Origin of the sequence: Streptococcus sp. C150, from assembly GCF_000187445.1 — a bacterium.
Taxonomy (GTDB): Bacteria; Bacillota; Bacilli; order Lactobacillales; family Streptococcaceae; genus Streptococcus; species Streptococcus raffinosi.
In genome coordinates, this window is sequence record NZ_GL698449.1 from 1,252,307 (window position 1) to 1,272,312 (window position 20,006).

19 protein-coding genes are annotated in these 20,006 nt (G+C 39.8%); 3 read left to right on the forward strand and 16 right to left on the reverse strand.

Going from position 1 to position 20,006, the window contains the following annotated elements:
* Window positions 1–99: 99 nt before the first annotated feature.
* From rfbD to dnaG, 6 genes are all read right to left on the reverse strand, one after another.
* Window positions 100–951 carry a dTDP-4-dehydrorhamnose reductase gene (rfbD, locus tag HMPREF0848_RS05530; protein WP_037609000.1) on the reverse strand — a complete coding sequence of 284 codons (852 nt, stop codon included), beginning with the start codon at window positions 949–951 and terminating at the stop codon, window positions 100–102.
* A gap of 87 nt (window positions 952–1,038) precedes the next feature.
* Window positions 1,039–2,514, reverse strand: a complete 1,476-nt coding sequence (locus HMPREF0848_RS05535) for a glucosyltransferase domain-containing protein (protein WP_008535191.1) — start codon at window positions 2,512–2,514, stop codon at window positions 1,039–1,041.
* A gap of 2 nt (window positions 2,515–2,516) precedes the next feature.
* A complete protein-coding gene (locus tag HMPREF0848_RS05540; protein WP_008535192.1) occupies window positions 2,517–3,443 on the reverse strand; it encodes a glycosyltransferase family 2 protein in 927 nt (308 codons plus the stop codon).
* Window positions 3,444–3,453: 10 nt separating this feature from the next.
* Window positions 3,454–3,789, reverse strand: coding sequence for a metal-sulfur cluster assembly factor (locus HMPREF0848_RS05545; RefSeq protein WP_008535193.1), 336 nt, complete (start codon window positions 3,787–3,789; stop codon window positions 3,454–3,456).
* A gap of 54 nt (window positions 3,790–3,843) precedes the next feature.
* Window positions 3,844–4,953 carry an RNA polymerase sigma factor RpoD gene (rpoD, locus tag HMPREF0848_RS10655; RefSeq protein WP_008535195.1) on the reverse strand — a complete coding sequence of 370 codons (1,110 nt, stop codon included), beginning with the start codon at window positions 4,951–4,953 and terminating at the stop codon, window positions 3,844–3,846.
* Between the two features lie 3 nt (window positions 4,954–4,956).
* The gene (gene dnaG, locus HMPREF0848_RS10660; protein WP_008535197.1) at window positions 4,957–6,768 is read right to left on the reverse strand and encodes a DNA primase; all 1,812 of its coding nucleotides are present in this window, start codon (window positions 6,766–6,768) and stop codon (window positions 4,957–4,959) included.
* 161 nt (window positions 6,769–6,929) lie between these two features.
* Here dnaG and mscL point away from each other — a divergent pair, with 161 nt between their 5' ends.
* Window positions 6,930–7,322, forward strand: a complete 393-nt coding sequence (mscL, locus tag HMPREF0848_RS05560) for a large conductance mechanosensitive channel protein MscL (protein WP_008535198.1) — start codon at window positions 6,930–6,932, stop codon at window positions 7,320–7,322.
* A 157-nt stretch (window positions 7,323–7,479) separates the two neighbouring features.
* Here the strand turns inward: mscL and rpsU are convergent, their stop codons facing one another.
* The 9 genes from rpsU to HMPREF0848_RS05605 all read right to left on the reverse strand — a co-directional run bounded on the left by rpsU (window position 7,480) and on the right by HMPREF0848_RS05605 (window position 16,392).
* Entirely contained in the window at window positions 7,480–7,656 is a 177-nt protein-coding gene (gene rpsU, locus HMPREF0848_RS05565; protein ID WP_002884573.1) for a 30S ribosomal protein S21, read from the reverse strand.
* A 428-nt stretch (window positions 7,657–8,084) separates the two neighbouring features.
* Window positions 8,085–8,879 carry a transporter substrate-binding domain-containing protein gene (locus tag HMPREF0848_RS05570; RefSeq protein ID WP_037609165.1) on the reverse strand — a complete coding sequence of 265 codons (795 nt, stop codon included), beginning with the start codon at window positions 8,877–8,879 and terminating at the stop codon, window positions 8,085–8,087.
* Window positions 8,880–8,946: 67 nt separating this feature from the next.
* The gene (locus HMPREF0848_RS05575) at window positions 8,947–10,056 is read right to left on the reverse strand and encodes an aminotransferase (RefSeq protein WP_008535210.1); all 1,110 of its coding nucleotides are present in this window, start codon (window positions 10,054–10,056) and stop codon (window positions 8,947–8,949) included.
* A gap of 360 nt (window positions 10,057–10,416) precedes the next feature.
* Entirely contained in the window at window positions 10,417–11,214 is a 798-nt protein-coding gene (locus tag HMPREF0848_RS05580) for a transporter substrate-binding domain-containing protein (protein WP_008535211.1), read from the reverse strand.
* A gap of 10 nt (window positions 11,215–11,224) precedes the next feature.
* Window positions 11,225–12,037 (reverse strand): transporter substrate-binding domain-containing protein, encoded by an 813-nt coding sequence (locus HMPREF0848_RS05585; protein ID WP_008535213.1) that lies wholly within the window; start codon window positions 12,035–12,037, stop codon window positions 11,225–11,227.
* 217 nt (window positions 12,038–12,254) lie between these two features.
* Window positions 12,255–12,719, reverse strand: coding sequence for an 8-oxo-dGTP diphosphatase (locus tag HMPREF0848_RS05590; RefSeq protein WP_008535215.1), 465 nt, complete (start codon window positions 12,717–12,719; stop codon window positions 12,255–12,257).
* A 60-nt stretch (window positions 12,720–12,779) separates the two neighbouring features.
* The gene (uvrB, locus tag HMPREF0848_RS05595) at window positions 12,780–14,771 is read right to left on the reverse strand and encodes an excinuclease ABC subunit UvrB (protein WP_037609003.1); all 1,992 of its coding nucleotides are present in this window, start codon (window positions 14,769–14,771) and stop codon (window positions 12,780–12,782) included.
* Entirely contained in the window at window positions 14,761–15,387 is a 627-nt protein-coding gene (locus tag HMPREF0848_RS05600) for a hypothetical protein (RefSeq protein ID WP_008535218.1), read from the reverse strand. The genes uvrB and HMPREF0848_RS05600 overlap by 11 nt, the downstream gene beginning before the upstream one ends.
* A gap of 69 nt (window positions 15,388–15,456) precedes the next feature.
* Complete coding sequence (locus HMPREF0848_RS05605) at window positions 15,457–16,392, reverse strand: CPBP family intramembrane glutamic endopeptidase (RefSeq protein WP_008535219.1); 936 nt, start codon at window positions 16,390–16,392, stop codon at window positions 15,457–15,459.
* Between the two features lie 200 nt (window positions 16,393–16,592).
* On the opposite strand from HMPREF0848_RS05605, the gene HMPREF0848_RS05610 reads away from it, so the two are divergent.
* A complete protein-coding gene (locus HMPREF0848_RS05610; protein ID WP_002889451.1) occupies window positions 16,593–18,788 on the forward strand; it encodes an ABC transporter substrate-binding protein/permease in 2,196 nt (731 codons plus the stop codon).
* Window positions 18,788–19,528 carry an amino acid ABC transporter ATP-binding protein gene (locus tag HMPREF0848_RS05615; RefSeq protein WP_002889453.1) on the forward strand — a complete coding sequence of 247 codons (741 nt, stop codon included), beginning with the start codon at window positions 18,788–18,790 and terminating at the stop codon, window positions 19,526–19,528. Before HMPREF0848_RS05610 ends, HMPREF0848_RS05615 begins: the two co-directional genes overlap by 1 nt.
* Before the next feature lie 76 nt (window positions 19,529–19,604).
* On the opposite strand, the gene HMPREF0848_RS05620 is transcribed toward HMPREF0848_RS05615, so the two are convergent.
* Entirely contained in the window at window positions 19,605–19,802 is a 198-nt protein-coding gene (locus HMPREF0848_RS05620) for a hypothetical protein (RefSeq protein WP_008535221.1), read from the reverse strand.
* Between the last annotated feature and the right edge of the window lie 204 nt (window positions 19,803–20,006).

A 20,006-nucleotide genomic window follows, 5' to 3' on the forward strand; every position in this document is an offset into this window, starting at 1 on the left:
TATAATCTAATCAATTATACCATTTTACAAGGCTTTTGCCTAATGCAAACAGAAAAGCAGTCACAGGGGACTGCTCTCTTATTATCTCTATTATTTCGATTATTTCACTTCTTGTTTGTAAAACTCTTTCAAAGCATCTTGCCATGTTGGGATGACAAATCCGGTAGCCTTAGCTTTTGCCAAACTCATTGTAGAGTTAAGCGGGCGTTTCGCTTTGGCTGGAAATTGACTTGAATCTACAGGCTTCACTTCAACATCAGTGTCTTTGAGGATTTCAACCGCAAAGTCATACCAAGTTGTATCTTCTGCTGCATCATTTGACAAATGATAGTAACCATATTCCTTACGATTTTCAGCCAAATAAGTCATAAACTCTGCCAAAGTACGTGTCCAAGTTGGACGACCATGTTGGTCATTAACGACTGTAAGTGTCTTGTGAGTCTTAGCAAGATTTTGCATAGTGAAGACAAAGTTCTTACCATAGTTACCAAATACCCACGCAGTACGAATGATGTAGAAGTTAGAAACATGTTTTTCAACAAGTTCTTCACCCATGCGTTTTGTACGACCATATTCTGTCTGTGGATCTGGTTTGTCATCAACTTCCCATTCTTGTCCAACTGGTTTTTTACCATCAAAAACGTAGTCTGTTGAAATATAAACAAGCGTTGCACCATACTTTTCTGAAGCTTTAGCGACATTTTCAGTTCCTGTCACATTAATAGCATAGTCAAGTTCTTTGCCTTCATCTTCAGCGGCATCCACTGCAGTGTAGGCTGCACAGTGGTAAACCAAACTTGGCTTCACTTCTGAGAACACTTCGTCTACTTTCTCAGCATTTGTAATGTCCATCTCTGCTACGTCTACTGCTACATACTCTTCGTTGCGTTCGTCAAGAAGGTGACGAAGTTCAGTTCCGAGTTGGCCATTTGCACCTGTTACTAGAATCATAATATTCTCCTCGTAATTACATAATATTAGTTTCATTTTAACAAAAAAAGCAGAAAAAATCTGCTTTATTCTGTGTTTATCTAATTCCTATTTCATGAATAGATATAATTGTTCATCTTTAGAATAAAGATCAAACAATTTTGTAGTTTCTAGTAACTTATAACTGGAATCTAGATGTGTTGTATCAAAAGGTTTGAACTCAACATCTAATTTTGTCAAACTGTTAAATCTCTTAGTCATGTCCCAAGAAATATTGGTATTTGGCATCACTAAACTTCCAATTAAGGGATAAACAGAACTAGTATTTTCATAAATCGGTGAATTCGGAAGGAATTTATTCAAATTAACGACTTGGTTATTCTTATTGACATATTTGTTTAACGTATTTCCTACAATCGAACTTTGAGTTTCAAATATTGTATTTTGCTGTTTCAATGTACTAACATAAATAAGTGAAAATGTTAACATATAAAAAACAAATATGCCAGAAACTGATGATTTGATAATACTCAAAATACTATTCTTACTACTTATACCCACAATTACAACTAAAATAATTGAGATAAATGCACCTAGCCCATACTCATATCTAGGTCTCATTAAATAAAATTGCATTGGGAGTGCTAAGTAGGCACCATAGCTAATCACACTACCTACAGACAGCCAAATGAATGTATATAATAGACTAAATATCTTCTTCTGTTTACCACTAATAAGGATATTTACTATCAGCAAAAAGAGTAATACTATAACAAGGTAAATCCATGTCTTAGAACTTTGAAGATAGATATTTTTAAGATATCCTTTAGCATTGCCTAATATGACACTCGGAAGTTGAAATAATCCTGGAGTCTTCCCTTGTTCCGCAAATATCGGTGGTTTAATAGTAATTTGTACTTTATACAAAACCATACCAATAATATATGATATGGCCGAGTTCAGTAACCCCTTAATATTAAATTTATTTCCATAAATAAGCTCTAGAAATACCAATGTCAATACCATCAAAATGTATATTCCAGACGATGCTTGATATGAATTACACATCAAATAAATACATATGATTGAAAAAAGATTAAATAGCTTCTTTGATTCCCAAAAAATAAATGGTAAGAGAGACACTAATATGCTCAACGACATAAATGGGTTATCGAATCTAAAACTCAGTGCTTCTAGAAACCATGGATTAACACCGATAACTATTGAAGATAAAGTCAAAGCTAGATTAACTTTTTTCGAAGGAAATAAAACAAAAAGTAAAGTTACACTTGCAAAAGTTAAAATAAATGCTGAGATAATATTTGTAGAAAGTCCCGGATCAGTTAAATGACTTCCACCTTGAATTAACCGAGCAGATATCTCGCTAAGATATCTCGAATAATGTTCTGAGAAGCCAGAATATCCTTCCAATTGTCGACCTATATCATCAATATATGGGAACTCTGCTAAACCAATATTAATGTTTACAACTAGATAAATAGAAAGAATAATAAAGCATGCTTTTTTATTTCTTTTTATAAACTCCCAGAAGTTGCTAAGATACCCTAAAAACTCTTCAATCATTTTCAACCCTTCTCCTTAACAATATACACTGGACGTTTCTTAGTTTCTAAGAAAATTTTGGAAATGTAGTGACCGATGATACCAAGCGCTAAGAGCTGAATACCTCCGATAAAGAGGATAATAGAGACAAGACTCGCCCAACCAGCTACGCTTCCACCAATGGTCAACTTTCTGATAATGACGAAAACAATTCCAACCAAAGAAATCAAGAATGAGAAGGTTCCTGCCCATGTAGCTAGTTTCAAAGGAACTTCTGAAAAGTTGATAAAACCATCTAAAGAGTAATTCAATAGTTTCCAGAAAGACCAAGAGGTTTCTCCAGCTACACGTTCACGATTTTCATAAGAAACATAGGCCACATCGAAACCAACCCAAGAAAAGAGTCCCTTTGAAAAACGATTAACCTCTTTGAGTTCTAGGATAGCATCAACAACCTGGCGAGTCATCAAACGAAAATCACGTGCGCCATCAACCATCTCGGTATCAGAAACTTTGTTAATTAGCCAATAGAAAGTCTTGGCAAAGATGGAACGAATCGGAGGCTCTCCCTTACGATCAGCACGACGGGTCCCAACAACATCATAACCTTCTTGAATTTTGGCATACATCTCAATAAGCAGTTCAGGCGGATCCTGAAGGTCAGCATCCATAACTGTCACATAGTCACCCTGAGCTGCTTCAAGACCTGCAAGCAAGCCAGCTTCCTTACCAAAATTACGTGAGAAAGATAGATAGTGAACATTTTCAAATTGCTTTGAAACCTGTCTCAATACCTCTAAAGTCTTATCCTTAGAACCATCATTCACAAAGTAATAGTCGAATGCCAGTTGATTGGCCATCTGCTTTTCAACAGATTGACAAGTTTCTAAAAATGGGTGAATAGTCTCTTCTTCATTATAACAAGGGACAACGATAGCCAGTGTTTTCATAAACGTTCTCCTAACGAATACCTAGAGCGATACGGGCATAACGGCTCATTTTTTCTACAGACCAAGCTGGTGTCCAGACCAACTTCACTTCAGTCTTAGTGACTTCTGGTACCTCTTTCATGGCATCATGAATTTGGTCTGTTAAAAGATCTGCCAAGGGACAACCTATCGTTGTCAAGGTCATATCAATCTCAGTGGAACCATCCTGCTCAAAACGGATGTCGTATATGAGGCCTAAGTTAACAATATCAATCCCTAGCTCTGGGTCGATAACCATTTCCAGGGCTTCCAAGATACGGTCTTTGATTTTTTCAATTTCTGCTTCAGTATAGGTCACTTCAGACATAGTTTTTCCTCCAAAATCAGGGCCCTACATCAGGCCCTACTCCATTTTACTCTCTTAGTCTTCAATAAAGTCTTTAAGCTGTTTACTGCGGCTTGGATGGCGCAATTTACGAAGGGCTTTCGCTTCAATCTGACGAATACGTTCACGAGTAACATTGAAGACTTTACCAACATCTTCTAAAGTACGCATTTTCCCATCATCAAGACCAAAACGGAGACGAAGAACGTTTTCTTCACGGTCTGTCAAAGTATCAAGGACTTCATCCAATTGTTCACGAAGAACGACACGAGTCGTGTAATCGACTGGATTTTCAATAACTTCATCTTCGATAAAGTCACCCAAATGACTGTCATCTTCTTCACCAATAGGTGTTTCAAGTGAGACTGGTTCTTGAGCGATTTTGAGGATTTCACGGACTTTATCTGGTGTCATACCCATGCGCTCTGCAATTTGTTCAGGTGTAGGGTCTTGGCCCAACTCTTGCAAAAGATTACGTTGCTCACGGACCAATTTATTGATGGTTTCAACCATGTGAACTGGGATACGGATGGTACGTGCTTGGTCTGCGATGGCACGTGTGATAGCTTGACGGATCCACCATGTCGCATAAGTTGAGAATTTGAAACCTTTAGAGTAATCAAATTTATCAACGGCTTTCATAAGCCCCATGTTACCTTCTTGAATCAAGTCCAAGAATTGCATACCACGTCCCACATAACGTTTAGCGATTGAGACGACCAAACGAAGGTTGGCTTCTGCCAAACGTTGTTTAGCTTCCAAGTCACCATTTTCGACAGCTATAGCCAATTCTTTTTCCTCTTCATTACTCAAAAGAGGGACTACCCCAATTTCTTTGAGGTACATACGAACAGGGTCATTGACCTTAGCTGAGTTTGAACCAAGAAGCTCCTCGTCTGTCAATTCCTCTGGTTTTGGTGCTTCAACAACATATTTAGATGAAGGGTTTCCATCCTTATCAGTGATAGAGATACCACCGTCTGTCAAACGTTCCAAAAGGTCATCAATACCGTCAGCATCAAGAACAAATGGGATAACCAGTTTTTCTGTGACTTCATCATCAATTGCTGTACCTGCTTTTTTGTGGTTACGAATGAAATCAGCGACTTGAACGTTAAATGCTGTATTTTGTTTTTTCTTTGCCATGTGTTACTCCATATCTCGTTTTTGGGCGATAAGCATCTGCAGGGCTTCCACCGCTGCATCCACATCACCATGGTTACTTGATTCTCTTATTTGTTTACTTTGCTTACGAAAGTCCAGTTCCCTCAGAAAATGATTTCTACGCTCTTCAATAGCCTGGACTTCTTCTAAACTGGTTTCAGGTGGCAAAATCTCCTCTAAAACCTGATAATAGGCTGTTTGTACCTCTTGAGGAAGCACAGACAAAGCTACCGTGTCAATCTGGCCATCCTGCTTAAGAAGCTGATAAAGCTCCTCTAGCTCGGCTGTCTGGAAGAAAAAATCATCCCGCATCCGGTAATCATTCAAGATCATAGGATGATTAAGCATGCGATGGAAGAGTTGATTTTCCGCCCGACGGAGGCCTGTAATCTTAGGCGTAGATGGTAGCTTAACCGTTCCTCTAAATCCTGACGCAGAAGACTCATAACTACTATTGCCAGCAGCCGATAATTGAGCCGTCTGCTGATTTCTCAAGGTCAGGCGCTCGTTGTTAACTGCTTGCTCAACTTGGAAAAAGTCAAAGTCAGGCAGTAAGTCAGCCACCTTAGAAATGTAAGAATTTTGCGCCGTCACAGATGGTGACTTGGCAATAATCTTTGCAATCTGCTCAACATAAGCAATCTCTGCTTGAAGATTATCTACATTAGCAGGTTTAAGTTGGCCAATCCAAAATTCCACATCTGAGATGCGAGACTCGACCAGCAGTTTACCCAAAGCCTCTTCAGATGTTTTTTGAAGGTACTCATCAGGATCCATATTGTCTGGTATTTTAACAATATCGACCTGGAAGTCCGACAAAAGCTCCAAAGACTTAGCAATAGCATTTTGCCCAGCCTTATCACCATCATAAGTCAAAACAATCTTCTTGGTTAATTTTCGAAGACGATTGACATGTTCAGGCGTCAGAGCCGTTCCCATAGAAGCTACCGCATTGACCTGCCCAGCCCTATAAGCAGCAATAACATCCATGAAGCCCTCCATCAAATAGACTTCATGAGTCTTCTGAATCACTGGCTTAGCCTGATCTAAGTGGTAGAGTTCATAGGATTTATTGAAAATGCGAGTAGCTCTGGTATTTTTGTACTTAGCTTGCCCTTGTTCAATAGCTTCCTTAGTCCAAACACGACCTGAAAAACCTATTGTCTTACCGAATTCATTTTTGAGCGGAAACATGATTCGATTTTTAAAGGTATCGAAAAGACGATTACTTTCAGAAAGATTAAAAAGACCTGATTCTGTCAGCACCTCTTCGTCGTATTTTTTGGAAACAGACTGATAGAGATAATCTGGTTCGTCAGGGGATAGACCAATCTGAAAGGCCTTAAGTAAATCGTCAGTCATGCCACGCTCATAAAGATAAGCACGCGCCGTCTCTCCTATCTTAGTCGTCATCAGTACGGCATGATAAAATTTAAGAGCATCCTCATGAAGATCGTAAAAAGCTTGATTTGGAGAATGCTGCTGTTGGGCTTGCCTTGGCGCATCTATCGTAACTGCGATACCTAAGCGATCTGCCAGAACCTTGACACTTTCTTGGAAAGAAATCTGACGGTATTCTTCTAAAAATTTAAAGACATCCCCAGACTTTCCACAACCAAAGCAATGGTAAAACTGCCTGTCCTCAATAACGTTAAAAGAGGGGGTTTTCTCCTTATGAAAGGGACAAAGTCCGAGGTAATTGCGACCTGCTCGATTTAGACTGACAACTTCACCAATCACGTCAACGATATTGGTACTGCTCTTAATATCTTCTATTAAAGCTTTATCAATTGCCATATACTCGCCCCCTATCTTACCATAATTGCATTACCCTTAATTATAGCATGATGAAAAATGAAAGTAAAATAAAAATGATTTTTCTGAGCAAATCCCTTGTCAAGGTATACAAAATCGGATAAACTATTAAAAGTAAATAAAAGAAAGGAATCATTGTCAAAATGATTAAAGAACTTAAAGACTTTTTGTTCAAGGGGAATGTCCTTGACCTTGCTGTAGCCGTTGTTATGGGGGCTGCTTTCAACGCTATCATTACTTCACTTGTTGGTGATATCATCACACCACTTATCCTTAACCCAGTTGTTAAGGCTGCTAACGTTGAAAACCTTTCTAAATTGTCATGGAATGGTATCGCATACGGTAGCTTCTTGAGCGCAGTCATCAACTTCATCATCGTTGGTACTACTCTCTTCTTCGTTGTTAAAGCTGCTGGTAAAGCAACTGCTCTTAGCAATAAAGCCGCTAAAGAAGCTGCTGAAGAAGCTGCTGAAAATGCTGGTCCATCACAAGAAGAATTGCTCGCTGAAATCCGCGACCTTCTTGCAAACAAATAATCTCTATTTGTTTAACTAAAAGCATATGAAACTAAGATGTCTGATAATTATTAGACATCTTTTTCGTTTTAGTAAAACCAACTGTCTTATCTATTCGCTAAAACAGAAAAAAACTTGAGAATATACTCAAGCTTTTTTGCTATAGAATCATTCTTAATTAGAATTTTTTACGTTTGCGAGCTGCTTCTGATTTACGTTTACGTTTTACAGAAGGTTTTTCGTAATGTTCACGTTTACGAGCCTCTTGAAGAGTACCAGCTTTAGTCACAGAACGTTTGAAACGACGAAGAGCGTCGTCAAGTGATTCGTTTTTACGAACAACTGTTTTTGACATTGAATTCACCTCCTCAAGATAATGTAACATTTTACACGTTCTATTCAAGTATACAAAACTCATCTTTGTCTGTCAAGAAATATCTTTTAGGTTTCCACCTTTTGAAATTCTAGATAGGTTTTTACTTCCTTAGGCATAATAAAAATTTCTCTAGTCAATACATATACAGAGCATTTTAAATAGTGAGATGACCTAAGTATCACTTCAAAAACCTTGGTGTACTCCTTTCTCCAATAAGGAGATTATTAACACAACTTTCTGCCACGATAAAACGCCTGAAACTTCTATAGTTTCAGGCGCTGGTAGTTTTGAGATTCTAGGTTTGAAACCTCCTTAGGAAAGGATAAGTTCCAACTTCACCTAAGGAAAGTCTCAAAAAGAAGACTTGGTCTTCAAGCTAACTAGAGAAATCATCTCCAGTTCCTATTTTAGTCAACTGCTGTGTATTTAGAAGCATCCTTGATGTACTCGTCGTAAGTACCATTATCTTTCAATTTCTTGATAACTTTATTAACAGCTTTTTTCAACTTATCATTACCTTTAGTCATGGCAACAGCTTTCGCATCGCCATCATTAACTTTAAGAGCAACGCTTGCCAAAGTTAAATCTGAATTTTGGGCAACATATCCTTCTGCTACTGGTTTTTCAAGGTCAACAGCATCAACTTGGCCAGATTTGACTTCGTTAATAGCTTCACCCATAGCTGTCAGTGATACGACTGTTGAATCTTTCAATTGTTTCTTAGCAAGGCCTTCTTCAATAGTTCCTTTTTGAACGGCTACTTTTTTACCTTTGAAAGCATCTAAGCTTGAGTAATCAGCGGCTTGATCTTTACGTACGATGATAGCATTTTGTGTTTCGTAGTAAGGATCTGAGAAATCAAAGGTTTTCTTACGTTCAGCTGTCACTGAGATACCTGAAATAGCAATATCAGCCTTACCAGCTTGAAGGCTAGAGAGGACATTGTCAAAACTCATTGTTGTCACTTCAAGTTTAACCCCGAGTTCATCGGCGATAGCTTGTGCCAATTTGATATCTGAACCAACCACTTGGTCCTTGCCATCAATCAAGGTTTTGAACTCAAATGGTGCGTAGTCTGGGCTCACAGCTACAACAAGCTTTTTATTTTCTTTAATGGATTCGTAAGCATCCTTTTTTGACCCACAAGCTACTAAAGTCACAGTAGCAAGGAGAGCCATAGCCCCAAGGAAAAGTTTTTTCATTTTCATAAGAAACTCCTGTATAAATATAATTTTTCGCTTGTTATTTTACTTGAAATTAGTGATAATGTCAACATTTATGCAAAAATTGCGAAAGTTTTTCCAAACCCTTCTGAAGAACTTCCTTGTCACAACAATAGCCGATGCGGACATGGGATTCCTTGTCAAAACGGTTACCTGGAACAACGAGAACACCATAGTCCTGTAAAAGTTCAAGAGCAAAGTCTTCAATGGGACGAGGAACCTCTAACTTGACAAAGGAAGTCGACACACTAGCTGGGCGAATCCAAGAAGCCTTAGGCTCACCAGCAATCCAGGCATCCATAAGAGCTATATTTTCCGTCACAATCTTACGGTTACGCTCCAAGATGGCTTCCTTATTTTTGAGGACAAGGGTCGCCACCATGTCATCAAAAACACCGGCACAAATCATTGTGTAATCACGATAATCTCGCAGAATAGAAGCCACCTCCGCATTAGAAGCTACCCAGCCTACTCGGATACCAGGAATTGAATAGGTTTTCGACAGACTATTGACCGTAATACCTTTGTCATACAAGTCAACGATGGAAGGAGCAGGATGATCAAAACTGCGATAAACCTCATCTGAGAAAATATAGGCGCCCACTTCCTTAGCAATGGCCACCAACTCCTTGAGGTAGGAAGCATTCATAAGGGCACCGGTAGGATTATTAGCATTGTTAATACAAATCATCTTGGTATTAGGACGAATCAGCCGACGCAGTTGATCCAAATCAGGCAACCAGCCCTTATCTTCCTGAACTTCCCAGAAATCCACTTCTGCTCCTAGGGATTTAGGAATATCATAAAGTTGTTGATAGGTGGGATACATGGAGATAACGTGGTCCTTTGGCTCAATCAGAGCATAGAGGGCAAGCATAGTCGCACCTGTAGCCCCATTGGTTTGGAGGATATTGTCAACTGGCATATTCTTGTACAAACTTGACACCTGAGCCTTAAACTCTGGCGACCCTTCGATCCAGCCGTAATCCATCTTTTTCCTTAAAAGTTGGTTAAAAAAAGTGTCCTTATCAATACCTGAGAGGTCAAATAATTCCTCTAGGGTAAGGGCCTTAATTGAAACACCTGCAATATCATAAATGGCGGATTTTTCATGGACATTAAGCCATTCTTCAACACCAAAACGTGGTAGCTTCATTATCTCTCCTTGCTAATCTCAAGCTCTGCTTTACTACATTATTTATTGTCATTTATGACAGACTTACATTGATAATACCTGTTTTTAACATAGAATTCAATAAAAAATGGGGTATTCCCCATTTTAGATTTAAGAATATTTTTGAAAACTCTCTTAAGTTAGCAAAGTAAGCATCAAATGAGACTTTCCGCCGTGATGAAAGCACCTGAAACGTGTTCGTTTCAGGTGCTTGGAAATTTTGAGATCTTAGGTACAAAACCTAGTCATGGAACTTCAAAGAAGTTGGCTGACGTTCGGCATCACCTAAGGAAAGTTTCTAAAAAAACTTTTATTCAATTCATCATAGAAACTCTTTTCATTTTACTTACTTTGTTTGTAAGTCGATGCTTCTTTTAGCCATTGGTCAAATTTGCCTGAGTTTTTAGTCTCTTTGATGACGGCGTTAATTTCTTTAAGTAAGGCATCTGAGCCTTTACGTGTTGCAACTGCATAGGCATCTGAACCGTCTGACTTGAGGTTAAAGTTGGCAAGGGTCAAATCATCATTTTGAGAGATATACCCCTCAGCAATAGCCTTTTCAAGTACAACGGCCTGAATTTGTCCTGACTTGAGTTCATTAATCATTTCACCATTTGAAGCCAGTGAAACCACGCTAGCTTTCGGAATTTGTTTCTTAGCGACTGTTTCTTGAACAGATCCTTTTTGAGTACCGACGGTTTGTTTAGCTAGACTATCAGTGCTTGTAAAGTCATTGACCTTATCTTTCTTGACAATAACCACATTTTCAGCGGTGTAATAGCTATCAGAAAAATCATAGACTTTCTTACGCTCGTTTGTTACCGAGATCCCTGCGATGGCAATATCTGCCTTGCCACTTTGCACACTAGCTAGGACATTGTCAAATGACATAACGGAAAATTCGACCTTGACACCTAATTTCTTTCCGATGGCCTTGGCCAACTCGATATCTGCTCCGACCAAAGTGTCCTTGCCATTAATGAGCGTTTTGAATTCAAAAGGCGCAAACTCTGATTCAGTGGCGACAACAATTTTCTTCTTGTCCTTAATCGTTTGAGGTTTCACCCCCTGACTTCCGCTACAGGCGACCAGGACGCAAGTTGCGACTAAGGCCGTGAGTACAAACCAAAATTTCTTCATTGTTTACTCCTTATTTAGTAGGACTCTTTAGCGAGAGAGCGTAAGCGTCTTGTACAAAGCTATCAATTTTACCTTCTTTTTTGAGTTTAGTAATCACCTTGTTGACTTTAGCTTTTAGTTTATCGCTTCCCTTAGGCATGGCTACAGCATAAGCATCATTTGAATCTGACTTGAGCTTAATGTCTGACACAGCCAAGTCACTATTTTGTTCCACGTAACCTTGAGCAATAGCTTTTTCAAGAACGACACCATTAACTTGACCAGACTTCAATTCATTGATGGCTTCGCCAGGTTGTGACAAAGCGACAACATTAGCATCTGACAAATTAGATTTGGCAATTTTTTCTTGGATAGAACCTTTTTGAACAGCTACAGATTTCTTAGCAAAGTCGCTGGTTTGTTTATAAGTTCCTGTGTCGTCTTTTTTAACGACAAGAACTGTTTCAGACTCATAGTAAGTATCTGAGAAATCGAAGGTTTTCTGACGTTCTTTCGTTGCTGAAATACCAGAAATGGCAATATCTGCTTTACCAGACTGAACGCTGGCTAGGACATTGTCAAAGGACATTTCAGAGAATTTGACTTTCACACCAAGTTCATCAGCAATAGCCTTAGCAATTTCAACATCTGCCCCAACGACAGTATCTTTACCATCTTGGAGGGTTTTAAATTCAAAGGGAGCAAAGTGGGGATTAAGAGCAACTGTCAAAGTTCCCTTATCCTTGACCTTGTCCAAGGTATTATTTGATGACGAACAAGCAGCCAAAGCCGTCAAAGCAAAGACTCCAGTAAGTCCCAACAAAAGTTTCTTCCATGTTTTCATAATCAATCTCTTTTCTATATTTATTAACTATGTAAGTATAATAATGTATTATTATTCATTTGTCAATGGGGAAATGGACTTTTATTGATTATAATTTTTATTTTTATTAATTTTTTGCTTGTTAATCACTAGGAATTTGCTTTATTTTAAAGCTCTCCATATCGTTTTAAAAATAATAAAAAAACTATTCATTCATTTGAATAAATAGTTCATTTTATTACCAAAATTCTCGGATGAAGTCATCTTCAAGGCGCTCCCGATAGAAAAGTTCTGAGAGCTGGTCTTCTTCAAAGACACGTAACAGATTGAGCATATCATAGGCCAAGTCCATCTTAGGCACATCCTCCCTAGCAACCCAGCGAACTTCGCCCTCTTCTGTCGAGTGAATATCTCCTTCAAAGTCTGAAGCTCTATAGAGGAAAACCAGGTAACGCTCGTCATCTGTCGTGTACCAATGCTTCATACCAACTAGCTTAGGATTTCTGATGGTCAAGCCAGTTTCTTCCTTAACTTCACGGATAACTGATTCTACTAGACCTTCATGTGCTTCGATATGACCACCGGGCAGGGCTGCTCCCGACCAGGAATAACGTTTTGGATCACGGATTTGCATGACAATATTTCCATGACCATCTTCAATGAGGCACATATTGGTCAAAATAGTTGCTTGCGAACGTGACATATTTTCCTTCCTTTCATATACAGTAGATTGCTTAAATAATGGCTAAGTCTGAAATGTCAATTAATCCATACTCTTCAGTTCTAACACCATATCACGGATTTGAGCCGCCAATTCAAAGTCAAGCAATTCTGCTGCTTCGTGCATTTGTTTTTGAAGTTTCTTGACGGCTTCTTGGCGTTCTTTCTTATTCATGGCACTGTAGTCCACCGTATCCTCTGCCACTTCTGCTTCATTAGCCTTGGTAATCGAAATAAGATCTCGAATTTCTTTCTTGATGGTTTGTGGAACAATGCCGTGTTCCTTATTATAGGCCATTTGGATTTCACGACGACGAGCCGTTTCATCCATGGCTTTCTGCATAGACTCCGTAATCTTATCCGCATACATGATTACGTGTCCTTCGCTATTTCGGGCAGCACGTCCAATTGTTTGGATAAGTCCACGTTCGTTACGAAGGAAGCCTTCCTTATCCGCATCCAAAATAGCAACCAGACTAACTTCAGGAACGTCAATCCCCTCACGGAGAAGGTTAATTCCGATAAGGACATCAAAGACACCTAGACGCAGGTCACGGATAATCTCCGTACGCTCTAGAGTCTTAATGTCAGAGTGCATGTATTTGACCTTGACACCCATTTCCTTGAGGTAGTCCGTCAAGTCCTCAGCCATCTTCTTAGTCAAAGTTGTGACGAAGACACGCTCACCTTTTTCAGTACGGACATTAATTTCACCAAGAAGGTCATCCATTTGACCCATAGTTGGACGAACTTCGACTTCTGGATCAAGAAGCCCTGTTGGACGGATGATTTGCTCAACCACAGTCTCGGTCTGTTCCATCTCATAGTCGCCCGGTGTAGCAGACACATAGACAATCTGATGCACATGACTCTCGAATTCTTCACGTCGGAGGGGACGGTTATCAAGAGCCGATGGCAAACGGAAACCGTAATCAACCAACATCTTCTTACGGGCTTGGTCTCCGTTATACATTCCTTTAATCTGTCCCATTGTCATGTGGCTTTCATCAATCATAATGAGGAAATCTTCTGGGAAGAAATCAAGTAGAGTAAATGGTGGCTCGCCTTCTTTACGACCATCCATGTGGCGTGAGTAGTTTTCGACACCGTTGGTGTAACCCATCTCACGAAGCATTTCGACATCGTATTCTGTCCGTTGACGGATACGTTGAGCCTCGATGAGTTTTCCCTCGGCTTCAAATTGCTTAACCTGAGCTTCCATCTCTGCCATAATATTCTTGATGGCTTCTTCCATATGCTCTTCATTGGTCATAAAGTGAGTAGCCGGGAAAAGAACAAGGTGCTCAACTTTACCGAGATTACGTCCGGTCAGACTCTCAATCTCACATATGCGGTCAATCTCATCACCGAAAAATTCCACTCGAAAAGCATGTTCGTCACGGCTGGCAGGAAAAATTTCGACCACATCGCCACGTACACGGAATTTCCCACGTTGAAAATCAATATCGTTTCGCTCAAATTGAATATCAACCAAGTCATTGAGCAACTTGTCTCGAGAAATCTCTTGGCCAGGACGCAGGCTGACAGCTGAATCCGCATATTCTTTGGGCGAACCCAAACCGTAAATACAAGAAACAGAAGCCACAACGATCACATCATTGCGTTCCAATAGGGCTGATGTTGCTGAGTGACGGAGCTTATCAATTTCGTCATTGACAGAGCTATCTTTTTCAATATAGGTATCTGATGATGGCACATAGGCCTCTGGCTGATAGAAATCGTAGTAGGAAACGAAGTATTCCACAGCATTGTCTGGGAAAAATTCTTTGAACTCACCATAAAGCTGACCTGCCAAAGTTTTATTGTGGGCGATAACCAAGGTTGGTTTATTCACGCGCTGGATGACCTGACTCATGGTATAGGTCTTACCTGTCCCTGTTGCTCCCTTTAGGATTTGAGCCTTCTCCCCACCTTCAATATTATCAACCAAGGTTTCGATGGCCTGAGGTTGGTCCCCAGAAGGTTCGTATTTAGAAACCAAATGAAATTGGTTGTCTTCTTTTCTATCTATCATGATTTTTCCTTTCATTTATGTAATCATTCATCTCTTGGTCGGAGAAAATTTCCCCACTTGTAAGCGGAATTTGAATCATTCGCATTTTAGCGACATAGGCACGTTTCTTCCGTGATTGATGACCAAGCTTTTTATCATAGGTAACAGCTGTCTCACCATTTTTGAAGAAGACAAGCAAAACCTGGTACCTCTTTTTATCATCAACTTCGGCATCATAGTCGAAGACATGCTCAATGCGTTTCAAAGAATATCTCACCGTCGAAGAGCGTTCAATATCCTCCATCCGTGTTGTCCAAGCTTTCTTGACAAATTCAATCTCGGATAAGGGAATGTCAAAGGTTTTCCGTCCAAATGCTTGGCCGTAGTAGGTCAAGAAATTGTCATCAAGTTCCAAGAGGTTACCATGACCTTTGAGATTTACGATACCGTCTATGAGAAGAATAATGGAAAATAAAAGCCAAAATAAAACAATGACAGCAAGAAACTGCTTGACTGGATTTTCACGGAGAGAACCTCTAATGAGCTCAGGACAAAGAATCCATAAAGACAAGACGGAAAATATAAGGCCAACCACTATTTTCAATTTCAACATGACCCTATCAAGCTTAACTATCATATTGTCCCCTCCAAGTGTTTCTTCTATTTTAACATAGAAGTAAAAAGACCGAGTCTTTAGAACTCAGCCTTAAAAATTTTCTTTTTTCAATTGTAATCGGAGAATGACGATACCTACCAGGAGAACGAGACAGGTAACGATATTCCCTTCTAGACCAAAGGCTCCACCTGACAACCAATCAGGTACGCCTGACCTGGCCTGAAAGTGCAATAAGCTACCGCCTGCATCCCGTCCACTAACTGCCACGCCAACTAGATTTCCTTGCGCAAAGTTCCAAGCACCGTGAAGGGCAGCAACACCCCAGATATTATCTGTCTTGAGCATGTAAAGGGCCATGAGAACCCCTACTAAAACAATACTGATAAGAGACAAGGCGGTAACACCTTGATTTCCCATGTGTAGCATTGAAAAGAGAGAACTTGAAATAGCAATTCCCCAAGAAAGGTTCAATTTATTAGTCACTGTCTGAAGCAACCAACCACGAGTCACTAGCTCCTCGGTTCCACCTTGGATAAACCAGAAAGGTATTAGGGATAGTATATATAGGAGGGTTCTCTGAGAAAAATCTACTCTTACAAATTCTAAACCACCAAGTAAATAAGTCCCGAGAAAACTCACTAACAAGAGTAGAGTCCCAAATCCCCAGCCCTTGAGCATATGGCACCAAATAGAGCCTCTAAAGAATCCAAGGGAACGAATGGAGCGTTTTTCAACAACTTTGACCCAGAAAAAGACGATCAGAGCAGTAAAGGCAAAAACACCCAGTTCAAAATACTCAGATGAGAATAACTTAAAGGCGATTGCATTAATATCCTGCGGTTGCACACTACCATTTAGCATCATGACAAAGAGGACAAGGGCTACCGGAATTCCTACAACAAAACCTGCTAACAGTCCACCTATAAGGACAAAACCAGTAGCAATAAGGCAAGAGAGCATAATCATCAGCCAACTTGGGACTTTATCATATAGTCTAGTATATTTCTCAAGCATACGTTTTTTCATTTAAATAACTCCTGTTACAAACCTTACTTGTGTTAGATTCCAGTGTAACGAATTGACATAGGCTTGTCAACTTCTTCTTAAATAGCTCTAATAATTGACGAATCTTGTTATATTTTCTAACATCAAACTTCTCAAAGTTTGATAACAAAGGCTTTTTTTGATAAAATAGGAAGGTATTTTATAAAGGAGAACTTTTTATAATGAAGAAAAAACTTCTGACACTCTTTTTGAGTGCCATGTCAGTTTTCTTTGTTTTCGGAGCTAAAGCATCTGCTAGCACGATTTCAGTTGTTTCAGATACAGCCTATGCCCCATTTGAATTCAAAGACTCTGATCAGACCTACAAGGGTATCGACGTTGATATTATCAATGAAGTTGCCAAACGTGAAAAATGGGATGTTAACCAAACCTATCCTGGTTTTGACGCAGCCGTTAATGCGGTACAAGCAGGACAGGCCGATGCCCTTATGGCTGGTACGACTGTTACCGATGCCCGTAAGAAAGTCTTCACTTTCTCAGACACTTATTACGACACATCCATTGTTATCTACACACGTAGTAGTGATAAAATCAGTGACTACAAACAATTGAAGGGTAAAACAGTCGGTGTTAAAAACGGTACTGCTGCCCAATCATGGCTTGATAAAAACGCAAGCAAGTATGGCTTCACTGTTAAAACGTTTGACACCAGTGATTTGATGAACAATAGTTTGGATTCTGGTTCCGTTGATGCAGCCATGGACGACACTCCTGTTGTTCAATACGCTATTGGTCAAGGTAAAGACTATGCCATCAATATTAAGCCTGAATCTATCGGTAGCTTTGCCTTCGCTGTGAAAAAAGGGGGCAAATACGAATACCTCATCAAGGAATTCAACGAAGCTCTTAAAGCTATGAAGAAAGATGGTACCTACGACAAAATCATGAAAAAATGGTTGGGTAACTCATCAAAATCTTCTTCAAAACCTTCAGCAGATCTTAAATTGACTGGTGATGCTAATGCAAAAGCAACTCCTGCCAAGGAAACTTACACCATCTCAATGGACTCATCATTTGCACCATTTGAATATCAAAATGGTTCTGGTAAGTATGTTGGTATTGACGTTGACATCATCAACGCTATTGCTAAAAACCAAGGTTTCAATGTCAAATTAACCAACCCTGGTTTCGATGCATCCCTTAATGCCGTTCAATCTAGCCAAGCCGATGCGGTATTAGCTGGTATGACCATCACGGATGCCCGTAAACAAATCTTTGATTTCTCAGATCCTTACTACACTTCAAACATTCGTTTGGCTGTGAAAAAAGGCTCTAACGTTAAGAAATACGAAGATCTCAAAGGTAAGACTATTGGTGCCAAAAACGGAACATCTTCTTACTCTTGGTTAGAAGAAAATGCCGATAAGTATGGCTTCACGCTTCGTGCATACGATGAAGCTTCTACTATGTATGACAGCTTGAACTCTGGTTCAATCGATGCCCTTATGGATGACGAAGCTGTTCTTCTTTACGCTATCCAACAAGGACGTAACTTTGAAACACCTATTAAGGGAATCTCTACTGGTGAAGTTGGGTTTGCTGTTAAAAAAGGGACTAACCCTGAATTGATTACAATGTTCAACAATGGTTTGGCTGCTATTGTTAAAGACGGTACTTATGATAAGATTATCAACAAATACCTTGACAATAACAAATCTAAAGAAAAGAGCTCAACCAAAGCTGTTGATGAAACAACAATTGTTGGCTTAATTAAAAACAACTACCACCAACTTCTTCAAGGTCTTGGTATCACTATTGGATTGACCCTTCTTTCATTTGCGATTGCCATGATTATCGGTGTCATCTTCGGTATGATGGCAGTTGCACCAAACAAGACCCTTCGTGTGATTTCACAAGTCTTCGTTGACGTTGTCCGTGGTATCCCATTGATGATCGTTGCAGCCTTCATCTATTGGGGTATTCCAAACTTGATTGAAAATATCACTGGTCACCAATCACCAATCAATGACTTTGTGGCAGCGACTATCGCCCTCTCACTTAATGGTGGTGCTTACATTGCTGAAATTGTGCGTGGTGGTATTGAAGCTGTGCCAATTGGTCAAATGGAAGCCAGTCGAAGCTTGGGTGTTCCTTACAATACAACCATGCGTAAGGTTATTTTGCCACAGGCTGTCCGCTTGATGTTGCCAAACTTCATCAACCAATTTGTTATCTCATTGAAGGATACGACTATCGTATCAGCTATCGGTTTGGTCGAACTCTTCCAAACTGGTAAAATCATTATTGCTCGTAACTACCAATCATTCCGTATGTATGCTATCTTGGCCATCCTTTACTTGGTCATCATCACATTCTTAACGAAATTGGCTAAACGACTAGAAAAGAGACTTAAATAATGGCTGAATTGAAAATCGATGTGCAGGACTTGCACAAATCATATGGCGACAATGAAGTCCTTAAAGGCATTGACGCCAAATTCTACGAGGGCGATGTTGTTTGTATCATCGGACCTTCAGGTTCTGGTAAATCAACCTTCCTTCGTACCCTAAATCTACTTGAAACAATTACATCAGGTAAAGTAATCGTGGATGGTTTTGAATTATCAGATCCTAAGACAAATGTTGACAAAGCCCGTGAAAACATCGGGATGGTCTTCCAACACTTCAACCTCTTCCCACACATGTCAGTACTTGAAAACGTAACATTCGCACCGGTTGAACTTGGACGTATGACTAAGGAAGAAGCTGATAAATTAGCGATGGATTTGTTGAAGCGTGTTGGTCTTGAAGACAAGGCTGAAGCGACACCAGATAGCTTGTCAGGTGGACAAAAACAACGTGTGGCAATTGCCCGTGGTTTGGCCATGAATCCTGACATCATGCTCTTTGACGAACCGACTTCTGCTCTTGACCCTGAAATGGTCGGAGACGTTCTTGACGTTATGAAAGAGTTAGCACAACAAGGAATGACCATGCTTATCGTTACTCACGAAATGGGATTTGCCCGTCAAGTTGCTAACCGAGTAATCTTTACTGCGGATGGTGAGTTCCTCGAAGATGGCACACCAGATCAAATCTTCGATAACCCTCAACATCCACGTTTGAAAGAATTCTTGGACAAGGTTCTAAACGCCTAATCATCACAACAGTTACTCTTACTAGAGTAGCTGTTTTTGATTGCCACAATTTGAGAAGACAAAAACAGAGCAAGTGCTAGACTTGCTCTGTTTCTTCATGTAATTCAGGGTGTTTCGCTGCTTCTTCTTTTGCCAGACGCTCACGTTCAAGACGGAGCTTACGGTTTGGATTTAAGCGAGTGAAGAGCTCTTCAAGCTTCTTTGGATTCCATACATCGGCCGCAGAAACGAAGTTTCCATCTTTGTCCCTAAATGATATCGGTTTATCTCCCATTGTAAACCTCTTTTTTCAATAGTTTTTTGTTTTCAGCAACATTTCCTTCGTATTGACCACACCTCAAAAGGCCATTCGATTTTTACCGACTTAACTCAGTTAGTGAGGTTGATAGGCAGTTCGCCATAGCGACTGCCGTATACTATCAAGTGCTTGGAACTTAGAGAGTCATGCACGGTCACGACACGAAGGTTAGTCGGTCGA